Source organism: Flavobacterium xueshanense (assembly GCF_900112975.1).
GTDB classification, from domain to species: domain Bacteria; phylum Bacteroidota; class Bacteroidia; order Flavobacteriales; family Flavobacteriaceae; genus Flavobacterium; species Flavobacterium xueshanense.
In genome coordinates this window covers 84,089-103,090 of sequence record NZ_FONQ01000001.1, presented here as the reverse complement: position 1 = coordinate 103,090, position 19,002 = coordinate 84,089, and the positions used below count along the sequence as shown (strand labels likewise).

At 35.5% G+C, this 19,002-nt stretch carries 13 protein-coding genes; 5 read left to right on the top strand and 8 right to left on the bottom strand.

Annotated elements, in window-relative coordinates:
- Positions 1-45 precede the first annotated feature (45 nt).
- The 8 genes from BMZ76_RS00430 to BMZ76_RS00400 form a co-directional block, all read right to left on the bottom strand.
- Positions 46-1,803: an aromatic amino acid hydroxylase gene (locus BMZ76_RS00430; protein WP_091203074.1), complete on the bottom strand. Its 1,758-nt coding sequence runs from the start codon at positions 1,801-1,803 to the stop codon at positions 46-48.
- Between the two features lie 326 nt (positions 1,804-2,129).
- Entirely contained in the window at positions 2,130-2,627 is a 498-nt protein-coding gene (locus BMZ76_RS00425; RefSeq protein ID WP_143071033.1) for a hypothetical protein, read from the bottom strand.
- Between the two features lie 90 nt (positions 2,628-2,717).
- On the bottom strand, positions 2,718-3,851 hold the full coding sequence (locus BMZ76_RS00420; RefSeq protein ID WP_091202428.1) for an esterase-like activity of phytase family protein: 1,134 nt from the start codon (positions 3,849-3,851) through the stop codon (positions 2,718-2,720).
- Positions 3,852-3,912: 61 nt separating this feature from the next.
- Positions 3,913-4,314 carry a group III truncated hemoglobin gene (locus BMZ76_RS00415; RefSeq protein WP_091202427.1) on the bottom strand — a complete coding sequence of 134 codons (402 nt, stop codon included), beginning with the start codon at positions 4,312-4,314 and terminating at the stop codon, positions 3,913-3,915.
- A gap of 60 nt (positions 4,315-4,374) precedes the next feature.
- Positions 4,375-4,911: a DUF4136 domain-containing protein gene (locus BMZ76_RS00410; RefSeq protein ID WP_091202426.1), complete on the bottom strand. Its 537-nt coding sequence runs from the start codon at positions 4,909-4,911 to the stop codon at positions 4,375-4,377.
- 49 nt (positions 4,912-4,960) lie between these two features.
- Positions 4,961-6,943 carry a urocanate hydratase gene (locus BMZ76_RS00405; RefSeq protein WP_091202420.1) on the bottom strand — a complete coding sequence of 661 codons (1,983 nt, stop codon included), beginning with the start codon at positions 6,941-6,943 and terminating at the stop codon, positions 4,961-4,963.
- A 223-nt stretch (positions 6,944-7,166) separates the two neighbouring features.
- A complete protein-coding gene (locus tag BMZ76_RS15810; protein ID WP_167547395.1) occupies positions 7,167-7,343 on the bottom strand; it encodes a C1orf53 family protein in 177 nt (58 codons plus the stop codon).
- Positions 7,344-7,593: 250 nt separating this feature from the next.
- Positions 7,594-11,607, bottom strand: coding sequence for a GEVED domain-containing protein (locus BMZ76_RS00400; RefSeq protein WP_091202418.1), 4,014 nt, complete (start codon positions 11,605-11,607; stop codon positions 7,594-7,596).
- Positions 11,608-12,123: 516 nt separating this feature from the next.
- On the opposite strand from BMZ76_RS00400, the gene BMZ76_RS00395 reads away from it, so the two are divergent.
- From BMZ76_RS00395 to BMZ76_RS00370, 5 genes are all read left to right on the top strand, one after another.
- Positions 12,124-12,459: a hypothetical protein gene (locus BMZ76_RS00395; protein WP_091202416.1), complete on the top strand. Its 336-nt coding sequence runs from the start codon at positions 12,124-12,126 to the stop codon at positions 12,457-12,459.
- A 587-nt stretch (positions 12,460-13,046) separates the two neighbouring features.
- Positions 13,047-14,600: an ice-binding family protein gene (locus BMZ76_RS00390; protein ID WP_091202414.1), complete on the top strand. Its 1,554-nt coding sequence runs from the start codon at positions 13,047-13,049 to the stop codon at positions 14,598-14,600.
- Positions 14,601-15,012: 412 nt separating this feature from the next.
- A complete protein-coding gene (locus tag BMZ76_RS00385; protein ID WP_143071032.1) occupies positions 15,013-15,957 on the top strand; it encodes an ice-binding family protein in 945 nt (314 codons plus the stop codon).
- On the top strand, positions 15,897-16,433 hold the full coding sequence (locus BMZ76_RS00380; protein WP_091202407.1) for an ice-binding family protein: 537 nt from the start codon (positions 15,897-15,899) through the stop codon (positions 16,431-16,433). Before BMZ76_RS00385 ends, BMZ76_RS00380 begins: the two co-directional genes overlap by 61 nt.
- Positions 16,434-17,084: 651 nt before the next feature.
- Positions 17,085-18,920 (top strand): T9SS type A sorting domain-containing protein, encoded by a 1,836-nt coding sequence (locus BMZ76_RS00370; RefSeq protein ID WP_143071031.1) that lies wholly within the window; start codon positions 17,085-17,087, stop codon positions 18,918-18,920.
- The last annotated feature ends 82 nt before the right edge of the window (positions 18,921-19,002 follow it).

Sequence of the window (19,002 nt, the reverse complement as noted above, 5' to 3'; positions counted from 1 at the left end):
ATTTTAGCTAATGCTAAAAATTGCTAAAGTTGCGGTTAAATTTTTTTACGCTTTCTCTTTGTCGAAAATTAAATCCAAACCACCTGCAATCAAATGCGCTACTTCAGGTCTTTTTTGTTTTAATTGATCGAGATAAACCGATACTTCCTGTAATAATTGTGGTTCATTTCGATCTTTCAGAAGTTCCGTGATTTCAACAGCCAGCAACCAATCGTTTGGATGATTGTCTCGTAATTTTTCAAAAACTGGTGCTAAAAAAGTTTCCTTATCCTTGGTTTCTCTTATGTTACGAATTTTTTGGTATAAAACCTCTAAATCATCACGTTCCGCGGTATGTTTTGCTTTAATGGTTTTACTTGATGGAACATGCGAAATTATATCAAAACTAATTACATCAGCAGGACCTGAAAAAGCCGAAATCACTTTTTTACCAACAGCCATATCGTAAATTCCCCATTCCGGTTGAAACAAAATAGTTTCTCCATGTGTCACTGTACAATTCTTTAAACTGATTAAAATTATTTCACCGTGCAGATTTCTTGATCCGGTGATAATTTCTCCTTTTACGGTAATATCTCCTTCAAATTCAAGTGTTACGGTTTCACTTTCGGTAATTGAATAAGCGCTTAAATCTCTTGGACTCATGTCTTCAATCGCGAGATTTATACCTTTTAATTTTCCAATAGGACTTCCAAAACCTTGCGGATGTTTAGCCGTTCCATGACCCACTAATTCTTTTTCGCGGTATGATAACGCTGTTTTTCCTGTAGTTTGTATATAAACGGGTTTTCCTTCTTCTTCAATAACATTGGTAAAAACTCCCGAAATCTGAATTCCAGTGCTCAATTCAATTGTTCCTAAAGCATTCGAATGAATCAACTTATTGATTGCTGATAATCCTCCGGTACGCAACGCCATTTTATTGGCAAACTCCTCTAAAACCAAGCTTAAATAAGCAAAATCTGGAGTGACGTAAAGTTGTGGTTGCAGTTTTGTAATGTCAAAACTTTGGTTAGCCGCTGATATGTCATAAGGAATTTTCTTCACGTTATCCGTCATACACCACGCACTTTCTCCAATAGATGAAAGCAGTCCGGCGCCATAAATTTTTGGATTGTCGATAGTTCCTATCAAACCATACTCTACAGTCCACCAATGCAGGTTTCTGATTTGCGCCATTTCGGATAATTCACCCATGTTGTTCTGCAAATCTTCCACTGCTTTTTCGGCAGCATCAATATCAGCTTGCGGCGTATCTTCGGCTTCTTTCAGGATAGAAAGCAGTCGGATGGCTTCATACATTTGGTAATCTTTATGCGAAGAAATCGCTTTGCAGCCTATTTCCCCAAAACGACGCAGGTATTCCGCATATTCCGGATTGGCAATAATGGGAGCGTGGCCGGCGCCTTCGTGAATGATATCCGGAGCAGGCGTGTATTCGATATGTTCGAGCTGACGAATGTCAGAAGCAATTACAAGCACATTATACGCCTGAAATTCCATAAAAGCATTTGGCGGAATAAATCCGTCCACCGCAACCGCTGCCCAACCTATTTCAGTCAAAATACGGTTCATACCATACATGCTCGGAATGTTGTCAATTTCGATTCCTGTTTTTTTCAATCCTTCCAAGTACGAACTATGCGCCACTTTTGATAAGTAGGCTACATTTTTGCGCATCACATAACGCCAAACCGCTTGATTTATGGGCGAGTAATCGCTATAATTCTGAGGTTTGATGAATTGTTTTAAGTGCTTTGGCAATCGGTCTAATAACGGATTGCTTTCTATAGTTGAGATCATATCGAAAACCTTGTAGTTCAACTGCAAAAGTACAAATTTCAGGAGCGATTTCCCGCTTTTCATTGCAAGTTTTTGCAAACCCGTTTGTTTTTCTAATGTTTCCGCAGGAGCTTCCTTTGGTCGCTCTGCAGCAACAAGAAAAACCAAAACGGCTTTCGCAAAAAGCTTTTCATTGCAATCGGGGCTAGGGGAGTTGGGGTATAATTGGAGATTAGGTTTGATTTAATATGATTTCAGCGGCATTCTGTCTTTGCGAGGAACGAAGCAATCACATTAACACATTACATGAAGAAATTCCACTCAGTTTGTCACACTATCGTTTAGGCTTACAAAAATTTTAGAGCTGTCAGCACAACAATCGAAATTGCTATAACAATCCAATTTTTTATGGTAGGGTTGTATTTCTGTCTGAATTCGATATTAATTAATGCTAATATGATAGCTATAAAAATAACTGTAATTATCCCTAAAATAAATATAGAAATCAAATCTAAATCATTAGGATTGCTTTGGTTTAATCTATAAGAATTAATTATCAATATAATTGTAAACATAAACCAAGTTGTAACGCTCATAACCCATCCTTTCGATAAGTTTTTGATTAAAAATATTGCTGATGAAATAGCAATTACTGATACAATTACTAAAGTTACATTTTTTCTGAGAGCCATCTGAACAATGCTTTGATGGTCCACTAATGGATTTTTCCATAAAAAAGTATAATATTGATTACAAGTAAAGTGGACAAAAAACAATATTAAAAGCCCAAAGCAAATCTGAATTCCTGATAGAATAAGTTCAAACATTCTCCAACTATGTTTCATTGCGTTTTTACTTTAAACGTTTTATATTCTCATTATTGTGGGCACATGATGAAATTGTGCGCCAACGGTTGTGCTTATCCGAGCAATAGACTACTTCACCAACTCAAACACCAATACCTGCGTTTTTTGTTTATCTGAAAAATTATTGTCAGATACAAATAGTAGAGATTGATTACCATTTGCCAATTTTGGCCCAAAAGTCAATCCTTCAATATTATCAATAAAAATTCCCAAATCATCCATGTTTAGGATCAGTTTTTTAGAAGCTAATTGAAATTTTTGGTTTTGTAAAAAATTGAAATTTTTAACGTTAGTTGCCTTTTTTAACTCACACAAAAATACTTTTACCGTACAGGCTTGTGTACCGGTAGAAAAGGAACGTTCCACAACCAATAACTGATTTTTGCCATAATACTGAATTGCCGTAACGCCATTCACGGCAAAAGTGCCTTTCGGATTGGGTTCACGAGCAATAGGTTCGAGTTGATAGCCAAATTGAGCGGTGTTCTTTTTTGTTTTGGTATTAAATTGATACAATCTGATCAAACCGCCTTTGCTAGTGTTAGCTTGGTTGCCGTCTTCAAATAAAGGTTCTTCTATGTTAGTATAGATGTATTTAAACTTTTTGTCAAAAGTTATCCCTTCTAAAGTGCCGTTATTTCTTGGACCTTTTTCAAGTTTTTGCATTGACAAATTTTCTGGCAAGGTTATGTTTCCTAAAAAATCACCTTTTAAATCCATGAAATTAACGAAAGGATTTTGTAAAACTTCGTTATCTGCAGTAATTACACGTGCACCTTCGCTACTCCAAACCAAAGTGTTCGTTGTTGGATTGAATCGGATGTCTTCCGGGTCTGCTGAAGTAGTTGGCGTGGTGTTCCAATTACCATACACTTTTTCGGTTTCATTTTTTAAAGTGGCGACACTTTGGAAATCGATACCTTCTACTTTATTTTCGAGCAAACGAATTTTTGCAGTATAAAATCTTGAATCGTTAAACACCGATCGATCGTCACTTATCAAATAATACAAATCATTTTTTGCATCATAATCGATTCCGGATAATCCGCCCACTTTTGTATTCTGAAACGTTTCATCAAAAGGAATTTCAATGGAGCTTATTAATTTTAAACTCGGATTTGCTTTGTTTTCAGCCGTTTGCTTTAAATTGGAACAAGAAAAAAGAAAAGCAGGTAAAATGACAAGTAATAATAAATTGCGCATAAAAGAATGTGTTGCTGTTTGCAAAAAGGAATATATTTTGGATTAAAAAGCCACTCTAATACTAGGAATTGTTTGTTTGATTTTTCTCAAGATTGCGGAAGTAGTCAATTTTGTAATTAAACATTTCAGCCATATTTTTTGCGCGAAGTTTAGCTTCTTCAGCTAATGGACCAGAAAATAAGTTGTCAGTGGTTTCCGTGAAAATTTCCATCCAACGATCAAAATGTTCTTTAGCAACTGGCAATTGTTTGTGTGGAGGAAATGGGCTTCCGGAATAAGAATGAACTTCGAGTAAAATAGTTTGCCAAAAACGATACATTTTTTCTAAATGTTCTGGCCAGCGGTTGCCTATTTTTTCGTTGAATATGGTTCCTATAAACTCGTCTTTTTGAACTTTGGAATAAAAAGTATCAACGAGCAATTTAATATCTTCGAGCGTAGTAATGTCGGTTTGTAGTGTCATGATTGGGTATAAAAAAAGCCTACGCAAAGGTAAGCTTTTATGTTTGAATCTGATGGGAAACTATTTTGCTTTCGGCGGGAATTGCTCTAAAATTTTAGCCACAAATTCATTGATTTGTTTTTCTTTTTCATTGCGGTTTTCAGTTAAATAGCCAATTCCTTCGCCTTGCCAAACCAATTCTTTTTTCTTGGCATCAATTAAATCAACATACAATGTTCCTTCCGTTGATGAGGTAACATAAGTGCTACGACCTCCCCATAAATACGGATTCCATCCCCAACCCCAACCATATCCCCAACCGGCGTTGTATTGGTTTACGTCAATTCTTTCTCTCTCTTTTGTAAGTATATTAATCAGCAAATCTGGATTTTCACTTTTGGTCATTCCTTTTCTGCTTAATTCGGTGTCTATGGCATTGAGTATTCTTTTCTTGTCCAGTTCTGAAATTTCAACTCGATCGATGCCTTTTTTATGAAAAGCATACGTTTTGTATTGAGTAAAATCCACATTATTATCATAATCGGAATATACTTTTACGGAAGTGCATGATGCAATTACGAAAAGTAGAAGTAGCGGAAGTAGTTTAATTGCTTTCATGATTTAATTATTTGATTATTAAATGTTTATTAAAGATACGTTCAAATTTTTAAAAATCCAACAAATTGTCGGCTACCATGTTCGGGATGGTCACTTTCAACAAAGGTTGGGTCTCCATCGCTCTTTTAATTGCAAATAATGCTCCGTCGTTTCGTGCCCAGCTTCTTCGGGAAATTCCGTTGTTAACATCCCAGAAAAGCATTAATGCTAAACGTCTTGACGCTTCTTTTGAACCATCAAGAACCATACCAAATCCACCGTTTATTACCTCTCCCCAGCCTACGCCGCCGCCATTGTGAATGGATACCCAGGTAGCGCCACGAAAGCTGTCTCCAATGACATTCTGTATCGCCATGTCGGCTGTAAATTTTGAACCATCATAGATATTAGAAGTTTCTCTGTATGGAGAATCGGTGCCGGAAACATCATGATGATCCCTGCCCAAAATTATAATTCCTATTTCGCCTTTGGCAATAGCCTGATTAAAAGCTTCGGCAATTTTTACACGCCCTTCTGCATCAGCATAAAGAATTCGGGCTTGTGAACCTACAACTAATTTATTTTCCTGCGCACCTTTTATCCAATGAATATTATCTTGCATCTGTTGTTGGATTTCTTCAGGCGCAGTTTTTGCCATTTCTTCCAGAACTTGGCAAGCAATAAAATCTGTTTGGACTAAATCTTCTGGTTTTCCCGAGGCACAAACCCATCGGAAAGGGCCAAAACCGTAATCAAAACACATAGGACCCATAATATCCTGTACATAACTCGGATACCTGAAATCGATATGATTCTCCGCCATGACATCTGCACCGGCACGGGAAGCTTCCAATAAAAAAGCATTTCCATAATCAAAGAAATACGTTCCTTTGGCAGTATGTTTATTGATAGCAGTAGTGTGTCTGCGTAATGTTTCATGTACTTTTATTTTGAATAATTCCGGGTCATTAGCCATCATTTCATTAGCTTCTTCAAAGGAAACATCAGAAGGATAATAGCCGCCTGCCCAAGGATTATGAAGCGAAGTTTGATCGGATCCTAAATCTATATGAATATTTTCCTGGTCAAATTTTTCCCAAACGTCTACTACATTTCCAAGATATCCGATAGAGACAATTTCTTTATTGGCTTTCGCCAAAGTGACTCTTTTTACCAGTGCATCAATATTTTCAATGACTTCATTAATCCATCCTTGACTGTGGCGAATGTGCGTTATTTTTGAATTTACTTCGGCACAAACGGTGATACAACCGGCAATATTACCAGCTTTAGGTTGTGCGCCAGACATTCCGCCCAAACCAGAAGTGACAAATAAGCCACCTTTTGGACTGCGTTTTATTTTACGAAAACCATTCAAAACCGTAATAGTTGTTCCGTGTACAATTCCTTGAGGACCAATGTACATGTAACTTCCGGCCGTCATTTGTCCATATTGAGAAACGCCCAAAGCATTCATTTTTTCCCAATCGTCCGGTTTAGAATAATTAGGAATTACCATGCCATTTGTTACTACAACTCTTGGCGCTTCTTTATGGGAAGGGAACAAACCCATTGGATGCCCGGAATACATCGTCAAGGTTTGTTCATCAGTCATCTCTGATAAGTATTGCATCGTCAATAAATACTGTGCCCAGTTTTGAAAAACCGCTCCATTGCCGCCATAGGTTATCAACTCATGAGGATGTTGTGCAACTGCGTAATCCAGATTATTTTGAATCATCAACATAATCGCTTTGGCCTGTTCGCTTTTTCCAGGATATTCATCAATTGGACGCGCTCGCATTTCATAATCGGGACGAAAGCGATACATATAAATACGGCCGTATGTTTCTAATTCTTGTCGAAATTCTTGTATTAGCTCACTATGAAGTTCTGGTTCAAAGTAACGCAAAGCATTACGAAGGGCTAATTTTTTTTCCTCTGCCAAAAGAATTTCTTTTCGTTTTGGTGCGTGATTAATTTCTGTTTCGTATGGTTTAAGTTTTGGTAAAACCGATGGAATCCCTTGTAGTATTTGTTCTTGGAAAGTCATTTTTTAAATCTTGTTACGTTAATTTTTAAGTGTATTGTTTTAAAAAAGTATCTCGACTGCGCTCGATAGGACACTATTATAATAAAAAAAAACACTAAGGATAACGAATATCCACCTATAATAGGATTTGTGAATTTTGATTCTGTATTTCTGTAAACAAATATCCATTTTTACATTGATATTTTTAAAACTATATTTTGTTGACTTGGATTCTTAAATGGAGTTACTTTTTATTGGATCCTGTTTTTTTATCAAAACCGTAGGGACAATGACGACAGCCACTTTTACAACAATACCCTCTTTTTAAATGGTGTTTTTCTGTAAAACATTTATAACCTTCGGGTGTAAAATAGAAATCTTCACCTTCAATTAATTTATTTCCATTGTTCTCGTCAATCATGTTTGGGGATATTCTTTTGTGAAAATTATTTACAATATTTCAATTTATACGATTCACTCAAACTATTGAGTTGTTGATTAAAACAGAATTATCTTAGCAATACAAATTTAGAAATTTTATAAGGGAAGTTAGAATGAATCTCTTTCTATTTTTTGAACTAATAAAATTGTTGAATTGCCAGAAATATTTTTAAATTTTTTTCAAAAAAAAACCACTCGGTGAGGAGTAGTTTTTGGAGGATGCGTGTTAATTAGTATATTATTTTTTTGGAAACTACAGTGTCATTATCTAAAGTGATTTTCACAATTAAACCGGCTGTTGTTTTGTTTAAATGACTCAAAGTATATTTTAGAGCATTTACTTTTTTATAATTATCTATTTTTCTTCCCAACAAATCGTATACGACAATATTTTTTATCAGCTGGTTCGAAGACTGAACGGTAACGTTTTGATTTACAACCACAATTACCCCATCAGACTTAGATAAATTAAAGGTATCCGTTCCTAATGTTTTGTCAGTGAAACGCAGGTAGAAACGATCGTTGAAAGTTCCTTTTTCTGTGTTGAAAACATACGGTTTTTCTTTTAAATTATGAATTACACTCAGTTCTTTATCTTCTAAATAGATGTTTTGAGTGTTGAAAAGTCCGTCAATATGATCAATTCTAATTGATAGTTCGCCAGAAATTTCCGAATCATATCCTAAAGTAATCTGATCATTTTCATCAAATGGTAACGCACGCCCTTGAATCGTTAATTCCGCTTCCGGTATAATAGAGTAGAAGCTAACGTCATTTCCTCCCAAAGATTCGCCGTCAAAACTCCGGTCTAATCCTTGTGTCGCATCCTGAATATATCCAACCAATGTTTGACTGAAAGCTCCGGAGTTATTAGTGAGGTTTATCCAAATGCGGTGCCGCTCTATATCAGTAACAGTCTTAGGAATGGCCTCCTCATTATTGTTTTTAGTCAACTTAAAGAAGTTACTATTTTGTCCTGAAATACGCATACTATTGTTAAAAGTTACATTAGCAGTTGTCCCATTTATCATATTATTTGCTGCTTTTACAAAAAATGATTGACCAGAAGCTATATATCCTGTTGGTGCAAATCCGCCTGTGGAAGCGGGCGCAGTAGCGGTTCCGCCCGTTGTGTTAAAAACTGCATAGTCAGTGTCAGTGTAATTCAAAACATAATCCCCATAAAATGGATCAATAGTGGCAGCATTAGGCTGTGAATTATGTGTCCAAAGATATAAGGTTCCATCAATAACAGATGTATTAACAGCGAGATTTAAGAATTTTGCAGCGTCAAGTGCCGAAGGATACGGATTTCCTATAAGATTCCATTCGTCATTTTCAGCATCAACATCCGTAGTTCCGATTAAAGTTCCCTTGCTTATTGGTGCAAATATGTCACCATTGTTAGGAGTTCCAGCGAAGGTTGCGGTATAAGGTGTTTTAATTGAGCTGCTAAAAGAGTTTGGAGCACGCACAATGTATCCTTTTCTTGGATCCATGATTGTAGCTATCGTTTCGTTTTGCCAGTTTCCTGCTCCACCCCCAACAGTTGGTTTCCAAGAAAACATCAAAGGACTGTTAGGAGATAATGATCCTAAAGAAAAATTAGAACCCAATGTTACTGGTGAACCCCAATATGTATAATCAAGTTTAGATATCGGTGGCGTAACTCTTTCAATATTTACAATTCCCGTATTAGCGACATTATTTATTTGTATTAGACTGGCTTTGTCTCTTATATTAAAAACTCCGCTTGTATTCACATTAATCCAGTCCGTTACGGTGAGGCTACTTCCTGTTGAGAGTTCTAAGTTACCGGTAGATTTAACGGTTAGGTTTTTGGCCAAAGCGCCGGGGTTAGGAATGATAGGGATGATAGTTGTACTTGGGATAATCACACAATTATCGGCCGTAGGAACTCCAACTGGTTTCCAGTTGCTCGTATTATTCCAGTCGGTGGTTGAGTTTTGCCAAACTTTGGATTTGTTTGTTACGTTTATGATTGCGCTTGTGGAACAGCTATTTGCTAAATTTGCTTTTGCTGTAAATGAATAAGTACTTTGTTCCAGTTGTGCCAACGTTGGTTTCACGTAAACAATTGACGCAGGTGTACCGGCGGTATAAGGCAAAGTACAAGCGGCATTAGTGTAAGCATCGATAGGAAGAGCACTTGTCCACTGAAATGAAGGGGATAATGGTCTATCACCAAATAATTTGATGTCATCAATCGCTACTCCGTCAAACCATCCATTAGCATAATATCTAATTCTAACTCTTAAATTCGATTTTCCTGCATAACTGTTTAAGTCATACGTTTTGGAGTCAAAACGTGTTCCGATTCCTAAGTCGGTAGTGTAATTAGGATTAATAGTAGTCCAAGCACCATTATTATCTGAAATTTCTATGGCAACAAATTCAGAAAGTGTGCTTGTGTCATCTGGGGTGTACCTTGAGAAATAAATTCTTAAAGAAAGTTTTAAATTTAAAAAGTTGCTAGCATTAATGTTTGTTGAACGAAGTTCATTGTGTATTGAAGAACCTCCAACATCCGACGCAGCCATTGCAAACTTATTTGTTCCAAAACCAGAGGATATTGCAGGAAACCAAACATAAAAAGGCGGATATCCAGGAACAAATGTACTGGATTTAATTTGCCAAGAGGAGCTATTGTCAATAGATGCGCTGTTTGATATAATGTTGTAATTTGAAAAAGCTCCTAGAGAACCGCTTTCAAAATTTTCGTCAATTAGATAAACTTGTTCATTACTTCCTGTTACTTGTAGTGATATAATGCTATTTTCGCCACAAACTTCAGGGTTGGCATTTGGAAAAGTTAGAGTGGGAACCGGTTTTATAGTTGCCACGACCGGGGTTCTAAATAAAGATTCGCAACTCCCATTTAATGCCGTTACGAAATACGTTGTTGTGGCAGTAATAGAAGGGGTTGGCCATGTGGTTGACGCTGTCGTTCCTACTAATGTCCCTCCTGTTTGTGCATCGTACCAACGGTATTGCGTGCTACCGGCTGATCCGGTTATTCCTAATGTAACGGAGCCTGTTCCGCAATTGAATCCATTTGTTATACTTGTGATTGTTGCGGAACAACTTGAAATTACAGTAAATAAATAATCTTCTGTTTCTCCATAAGTATTGATGTTACCACATGGAGTGGCAGCTAGTGTTGAATTGTATGCAACACATCTTATTCTAATTCTATAATCGCCAGAAGCAGTTGTTGGTGGGATAATAAATCCAAAAGTTGTAGATGCGGTATAAATAGTTGAGCCGGAAGCATCACAAGAATACACTTGTTCTCCCGTATCATAAAAGTCTCCATCTTTGTTCCAGTCTACCCAGGCAACAATATTTTGAGAGTTAGGACTTTGAAAGAATACATTGATTCCCTCACCCTGCGCCTGTATCGCTTTGTTGGATAGATTAGAGAAATCCTCATACCCAGGAGTTGTGGATGAGAAGGTTGATGTGTTAGTTACGTCATTCAACGTGCCAATAAAGCTAATTTTTGAAATGTATCTGGTTGTTTCGAGGCCACTACTTACAGAAGGAGTACAATAAGTTATAGGAAAGCTAGTGTTTTCAACAATGCTAATGTCATCTATGTATACAGTAGATAATCTGTTCCCTTGTGCCCCAGATATGACCTGTATTCCAACAAATTTGTTTTCAGTAGCCGAAGCCATAATAGTTGCGGAAAATTGCACATAGCTTGTTGTTGTAACATTAGCTGAAGAAGATGTTAAAATTACGTCAGTTCCTGTCGCAGCAATCATATCGGCATTGGTTGCATTTACTGACTTTTTAATTTTCAAAAAGGAGACATCTCCAGCTGCCTTCGCCCAAACAGAGACCGTATAATACCTTCCGGCGATAAAAGAAATTCTATTCGAAGTAATGATGGAACCTGTGAAGCTGGTATTATCGGCATTTGCCACCATTTTTCCAGAATTTATTCCTGTTTTTTGATTGTCTGTATTAGGTTGGGTAATTATGGTATTTGTACCGGCAGAGCTTGTAAATGTTGCATCACTAGTTTCAAAACCTGAGCTAAAAAGTGTCGTTTGTGCAAATGTATTTCCCGCAAATAAAAACATCATCAGCAAACTCAAGGGAATTATAAACTGGATTTTATATTGTTTCTTTTTTACACTAATTGAAGGAAAATTAGCAATATTCAAAGTAAATTTAAAATTATCGGTATTTTTGGAGAAGTATTTTTGGTCCAAAATATGTAATGATGTTATATGGGTTTAGTAAAATCGAAAAAAAATTATTAAAATGCCGTTAATGTCACAAAAAAAACTGACTAACTGCAAAAATAGTCCTTGTAAAGCATTTTTTATAAATAAAAAGGGATTTTTTTTACGAATTGTTTTTTATTTTCAATGATAGTTATACATTTTGTAAGATTGTAACCAATTAATAAAATTGATAATCAAATAAAGACAGGTGATAAAAAAAATAAAAAGTCAAAGTAAAGGACGAATTATAAACGAATAAAAGTTTTTAATTTACTTTCTTCCGAAACTCAGTTAATTTAAGAATGAAAATAATGCCTAAATTACTATTTTAATTGTTTTCAGGGTAATAAAGGAAATGAGCCAAATGGCATGATGTGATTTGAAATTGTAGAAAAATGAATTCTTTTTAGACGTTAATTTTTGAGTTTGCAAATGTCACTAAATCGGATATTTATTTAGTACTTTACTCCTTAAATTACTAAAATTTACAAACGCTGCCAAATGTTACTAATTGTCACTAAATATTTAATTCCGAAAGGATATCGTGGATTGGCTTTATTTCCTTTTGTATTTGTAAAATATGGTGTGGATAAAGGAAATAAAATTTTTGTCAATCACGAAAAAATTCATCTTCGACAACAATTGGAGTTATTGATAATTCCATTTTTTATTTGGTATTTTATAGAATATTTGGTTCGATTGGCTCAGTATAAAAATGCTGACTTAGCGTATAGAAACATTAGTTTTGAGCGGGAAGCCTACGCAAACGAATTAAATTTAGCGTATTTAAGAGAACGCTCTTTTTTGCGATTTTTAGATTATTTAGCAAAAAAATAATACTGATTTTTGAGTAAAATAGCAGCAAACACATACTGATCTGGTTGTTGACAATCAACATTGTATTTACCCGTTGGTCACTTACAGATTGAATAATTTGTCTAAAATACTATCGAGTGGATTTGGTTTATTAGAAATCAGAATCTTTCAGTTTGTGTATTCTAAACAAGTTATTTAAATAATTTGGACTAATATTCAAGTGTCTATTTTTAAAATCGATAACGTTTTCGTTACAACGAAAACGATGTAGTTTCTAACATTCATAAAATTATCATAAAAATGAATCTAATTTCGCGTCAAAGCAAACAATTAGTCAATTATTGAACTAATTATTTAATTTGCAACAAAAAATAGTCTAGCAGAGGCTTGATGTTGTTTCTATCTATACTTTGTACAAGTTTGATTTATTCAAAATGTGTCCGATACAGTAGCTGCTCTTTGTGGTCTGCTTCCCGCGATTTTATAGTAGTAAAAGGAACAACAACCGGAACTCAAACAGATCTTGATGGATTTTAATACTTTTTTATTTAAAAAAGTTTTGATTTTCTACAGGTCAAGATAAGTCTCAATAGAGTAATCAAAAATATATGAAAAATAGTATTTCGTTCTTATTCATTCTATTATTAATTTCGATAGTATCAAATGCACAAGTAGGAATCGGGACAACAACTCCTGAAATTTCGTCGATATTAGACATTCAATCTACTACTAAAGGATTTCTATTGCCTCGCTTGACTTCAGCAGAACGAGACGCAATAAGCTTACCTGCAACAGGACTTCTCATTTATAACACCACAACTTCACTATTCAATTTTTATAATTTGGGCTGGAACAATTTTGTTACAGGTTTAGTTTTGCCGATAAATGGGGGAACTGGAATAGCCAATAGTAACTTAGCAACGCTTGCATTACCAGGAGCATTTGCTACTACAATTACAACAACGGCAGTAACAGATATTACCTTACCAAAAACAGGAACTTTATTTGGAACAGAAGTAGGAAGTATATTTTCAGCACAAATACAAAATTCTTTGACCGACGAGGCTGGGAGTGGAAAGTTAGTTTTTTCGGAATCTCCAACTTTTACAGGAATATCGGTAGCTCCAACAGCAGCCGTAGGAACTAATACTTCGCAATTAGCAACTACAGCATTTGTTTTGGCTAATTCGAATAATTATAAATCCGTTAACAGTACAGCAGAAATATCTACCAGTTCAGCAACGGACATTTTAGTACCGGGTATGTCAATAAGTCCCTCGACTGGAACTTATGCTGTTACTTTTAATGGGCAATATACTATTGTGCCGGGCAATAAAGCGGCGCAGGCGGTAGCAGATTTACAAGCGGTTTTTAGTCAGCTGGATAATATTCCCGTTACAGTAGCGCACGGAGCTACATTTGGAACGGAGACCTTGTATCCGGGGGTTCATAGTGTAGCTTCCGCCGCTTCCGCCGCAGGTACCCTTACTTTAGATGGACAGGGAAATTCAAATGCTCTTTTTGTTATTAAAGTGGGATCAACTTTAAGTATAGGAGCAAGCACAACGATAGTGCTGCTGAATGGGGCATCGGCAGCTAATGTTTTTTGGTTGGCTAAAGGAGCTATCACTATAGGAGCCCTAACTACTATGAAAGGAACCATCCTTGCTAATACTGGTGCAGTTTCTTTAGGAGCTAATTGTACATTAGATGGAAGAATGTTATCTACTGCCGGGACCATAGGCATTGATACTTCAATGATAACTAAAACTGCAAATAGTTCACATGCCAATTTAGGTGTTTTGTCGTCCTTTGCTATGTTCACTTCTTCTGGTAATGTTAGCAATTCAGGGATTTCAAATATTACTGGAGACATTGGCGTAGGTGCAGGTACTTTTTCAGGTTTTCAAACTGCTGCAGTGAATGGTACTTTTGTAAGCCCCGGAATTGATAATGCTATTGCTACCTTTAGTGTGTATCAAAATGGAGTTTTAATCGCTAACTCAAGTAGAACGAGATCAAGTTCTGTAAATACCGGAGATGTGTCTCTGCAAGCGATTGCAACTGTTTTGGCGGGTGAAAACATTGACGTCCGTTGGAAAACAGATTCAGGATCATTAAAGCTAAATAACAGAATATTGACACTAATCAGTGTTAGATGATTTTTACGGTGGTGCTATGTATAAATATTTTTTTAAATCTTGTTGAAGAGTTTTTTTTTAAATAGAAAATGAATAATGATAACGCGTTGGTTGTAATTAGTTTGTAATTATAATTTTCGTGAGTTCGAGCAATTTTTGTTAGAAAAAGGTATTGAGAAGTAAGAAGTTGTTAGTAATAACGGTTATCGATACATTTTTTATTCCTTTTTTTTAATGCATAAAAACACCTGTAATGATATTTTGAATAAGAGTACCCAGCGGGTAACTTTTATGTAATCAATATTGTTTTTTACAGGCCTAAAGTGACATATTTCAAAAGTGTAATGACAGTACATTTTGATGCTGTAAAATTAAAAAATGAGTTGTCAAATTACAAAATATATTGTTTTTAAAGTATTAATAATTTAGACAAATGAGGAATAATACCCTGTTTTTATATGTTTTATTCCTTCTAATTTCAGAAATGAGCAGTGCACAAGTAGGAATATGTACTAGTAATCCCGAAGCATCAGCAGTTCTGGATGTTTATTTTACCGATAAAGGATTTTTGATGCCGCATCTGACTACAGTGCAGAGAGATGCTATTAGTTCGCCTACTACAGAACTTCTTATTTACAACACTAACACATCAATTTTTTATTTTTATGATTTGCGTTGGAAAGATTTTATTACAGGTTTAGTTTTGCCAATAAATGGGGGAATTGGAATAGTCAATAGTAACGGGTCAACGCTTGCTCTACCGGGAGCATGTGCAACTATAATTACAACTACTGGATTAACAGACGTCACGTTGCCCCGTTCTGGAACTTTGTACGGAACGGAAACTGGAAGTACAACTTCAGTACAAATACAGAATTCATTGACTGATGAGACTGGAACCGGAAAGTTAGTTTTTTCAGATTCGGCAACCTTTACAGGAATACCTTTGGCTCCAACTGCAGCAATTGGGACAAATACGACACAATTAGCAACTATAGCTTTTGTACTGGCCAATTCAGATAATTTTAATTCGGTTAATGCAACGGAGGAGATAGAAACTAATATAAATACCGCTGTTGTAATTCCAGGAATGTTATTGACTCCTGTGGCTGGAACGTATCTGGTTATGTTTAATGGTCAATATAGTATACCTTCCAGCTATACTTCCAGATCAGTAAATACGGCACAAGGCAAATTAGATTTAAAAACGGCATACGATCAATTGATAATTGTTCCTACCACCAATACCATTCATGCACCTTCTTTTGGTAGTGGCGAGATTTTAATTGCCGGAGTGTATGCAATAGGAGCTGCAGCATCTGTTGCAGGAACTTTAACTTTAAATGCGCAAGGAAATCCCAATGCAGGTTTATTTTAAAAATTGGAAGAGCTTTAACTACAGGGTCAGCAACTAATATTGTATTGACAAACGGTGCCTCAGCATGTAACGTATTTTGGGTCGTAGAAAGAGCCGTCTCTATTTCCGCTTCAACTGTATTGAAAGGAACTATCATTGCTAATAAGGGAGTCGTTTTTATGGGCGCTAATGGAACTTTTGAAGGTAGATTATTCGCAACAACAGGGGCTATTAGTTTTGGTCCCGGAACAGCGTATATGCCCTTAAGCTGCTCTTATCTTGACTTCGGTACATCAGCTACTTTTGTTAGATTCACTAGTAACGGTGCAGTTAGTAACAATGCAAATTCTTATTTGACTGGGGATATAGGTACAAAATTAGGCGATATTTCAGGTTTTGAATATTCCAGCGCGAATGGCTCTTTATTTAAACCTGCTAGTACTACTGTAGCGATCACCAGCAAAGCATTAGCAACGCTAAGTATTTATCAAAATTGAGTTGTAGTGCCCTAACTCGAGTAGAACTTGCGCAAGTAATTTGAATACTGGATCAATTTCTTTACAGGCAATTGCTGCGGTTTCTTCGGGGCAAAATATTGACATTAGATGGGAAATTAATTCAGATGCAATAATTCTGAAAAATAGAATTTTAACCATAATGAGTATTAGATAATAGTGTTGCAAAAAAAGATAAATTTGATTTTAGATTTTAATTGGAAAAATTTATAAACACACTAGGCAATATATGTAAAAGTATTTCAAATAGTTGGTGTTTTTGCCAGTTTTTATTTTTAGTATAGAAGTAAAGTTAGATTTTTGAGGTAGTTTTATTTTTACATTTCGCTGTTTTTTTATTTTGTAGTAATAAAAATAACGTGCTAAATTATCTATTTAAGGATAAAAAAACGTATTTCAACGATATATTGAGCTTTTTCAAAGTATTTGCCCTGGAGGTAAAACTATTTTTTTTTTAACAAAAGCTAAAATATTCAGATATTGGTTTTAGTTTTCTGAAAAGTGGGATTATAAACCAATCTGAATTTAGTTGGTATTATAATACCTTCATTGTTTATTATTAAGGATATTTTACATATTAGATGTAATTAAGTTACTGTTAAAAAATTATAAATTGATTAAATTCAACTGTCCATGAATGCAAAAATACTTTATCGATTCTGCCTGTTTTTTGCAGGTTTTTTATTTCATAGCCATGTAAATGCGCAACTGTTTGTAAGTGCAAATACAGATGTCTTTGTAAACAACGAAGTAGTGTATGTAGCGCAAGATGTGGAGTTAAATGCTACAACAAGTAATTTTTATTTGCGGCAAGATGGGCAGCTGCTTCAAGGTACTACAACAGCTGGGGCGAATAAAGGACTGGGTAACTTATCTGTTTTTCAGGAAGGAACTACTAATAATTTTCAATTTAATTACTGGTGTTCTCCTGTAGGAGGAAATGTAGTCAGTGCTGGGAATGCACCGTTTGGAATTACACAATTTAAAGATATTGTTACTTTGACTAGCAGTAATGATCCAACTATTTTAGCTGCAAATAATTATAATGGTACCGCTAGTCCATTTGCAATTGCACCTTACTGGATTAATAAATTAATAGCTACAGCAGGTTATTCCGCTTGGCATCAAGTGGGTTCCAGCTCAAACTTGAATGCAGGAGAAGGTTTTACCATGAAAGGAACTTCAGGAACCAATGCAACTAACGTAAATGGGGTTTTAAATAATCCCGGGAATAAACAACGTTATGATTTTAGAGGAAAACCAAATGACGGAACTATTTCTATTCCAGTTGGCATTGAACAATTTACACTGACGGGAAATCCGTATCCTTCAGCCATCGATTTATCTGCTTTTTTAATTGGAGCTACTAATAGCACTGGTATCGCTTATTTCTGGGAACAGGATAAGCTGGTAAATTCACATTACATTGCGGATTACAAAGGGGGATATGGCGCTTTTTCTCCTGGCACACCCGCTAGCATGGGGCTTTATGTTCCGGCAACTTTTTATTCGTATGATGGTTCGGGGAATGAAGTCACTGCTGCAGGGACAGGAGGAACGTATGAAAGACGTTTTTGTCCCGTTGGGCAAGGTTTTCTAATTGATGGATCGGCTAACGGAGTTGTAGAGATGAAAAATAGTTACAGAGTTTTCGTTAAGGAAGGTTCACTAAATTATAATCAATTTGAAAAGAATGCAAATCAAAATAAAACAAAAAATACGTCAGGCTATTTAAATACAATTCAATCTGTATCAGGATTTGATTATACAACAGTAAGTTTAGCACCTACTCCACAAATAAAATTCAATGCGTTGATGAACAATCAAGGAGTGCGGCAATTGGCCTTGGCCTTGATTCCTGAAGCGACTGATGGCATTGATCGCGGGATGGATGCCATGTCTTCGAGTGATACTACACCGGCAGATGTTTACTTTGTTTTAGAAGAGACAGATTTTGTTATTAATGCAATAAATTTTGACATTGATAAAAAAATCCCCATTGGTTTTAGAAATGATAAAGCAGCTAATTATAAAATTACAGTAAAAGAAATAGTTAACTTCACGGGAGTAAATACGGTTTACTTACACGATAAAGTAAAAGATTTATTTTATGATATTAAAAATGACTTTCATGAATTAGATTTACCGGCTGGAGAGAATAATACTCAGTTCGAAATTACCTTCAAAAGCAACTCAACTTTGGGAGTTGAAGAGGCAGCCAGGGAGAGTTTTATTATTTTTCAAAATAATTTAATGAATAATTTAACAATCGATAATCCTTTATTGATGGATCTTGAGACCTGCGGTTTATACGATGTAGCGGGTAAATTAATTTTTGTTAAAAAAGATTTAGGGGTTGATGTTTCGTACAAATTTTCAACTTCAGGTTTAGGGGATGGAATTTACATCGTAAAATTGACCACGAAAGACAAATTAATGGTTGGTAAAAAAGTGATTATTAAAAACTAAAATTCAGAAATGAGAAACAAAAAAATGCAATCTGTAGGGGTTGCATTTTTTATAAAAAGTATTGATCTCCGAAAGTTAATTC

Excerpts from the sequence above, each read along its gene's own strand:
- BMZ76_RS00430 (WP_091203074.1), bottom strand. The coding sequence starts at position 1,803 with ATGATCTCAACTATAGAAAGCAATCCGTTATTAGACCGATTGCCAAAG.
- BMZ76_RS00425 (WP_143071033.1), bottom strand. The coding sequence starts at position 2,627 with ATGAAACATAGTTGGAGAATGTTTGAACTTATTCTATCAGGAATTCAG.
- BMZ76_RS00420 (WP_091202428.1), bottom strand. The coding sequence starts at position 3,851 with ATGCGCAATTTATTATTACTTGTCATTTTACCTGCTTTTCTTTTTTCT.
- BMZ76_RS00415 (WP_091202427.1), bottom strand. The coding sequence starts at position 4,314 with ATGACACTACAAACCGACATTACTACGCTCGAAGATATTAAATTGCTC.
- BMZ76_RS00410 (WP_091202426.1), bottom strand. The coding sequence starts at position 4,911 with ATGAAAGCAATTAAACTACTTCCGCTACTTCTACTTTTCGTAATTGCA.
- BMZ76_RS00405 (WP_091202420.1), bottom strand. The coding sequence starts at position 6,943 with ATGACTTTCCAAGAACAAATACTACAAGGGATTCCATCGGTTTTACCA.
- BMZ76_RS15810 (WP_167547395.1), bottom strand. The coding sequence starts at position 7,343 with ATGATTGACGAGAACAATGGAAATAAATTAATTGAAGGTGAAGATTTC.
- BMZ76_RS00395 (WP_091202416.1), top strand. The coding sequence starts at position 12,124 with ATGTTACTAATTGTCACTAAATATTTAATTCCGAAAGGATATCGTGGA.
- BMZ76_RS00390 (WP_091202414.1), top strand. The coding sequence starts at position 13,047 with ATGAAAAATAGTATTTCGTTCTTATTCATTCTATTATTAATTTCGATA.
- BMZ76_RS00385 (WP_143071032.1), top strand. The coding sequence starts at position 15,013 with ATGAGGAATAATACCCTGTTTTTATATGTTTTATTCCTTCTAATTTCA.
- BMZ76_RS00370 (WP_143071031.1), top strand. The coding sequence starts at position 17,085 with ATGAATGCAAAAATACTTTATCGATTCTGCCTGTTTTTTGCAGGTTTT.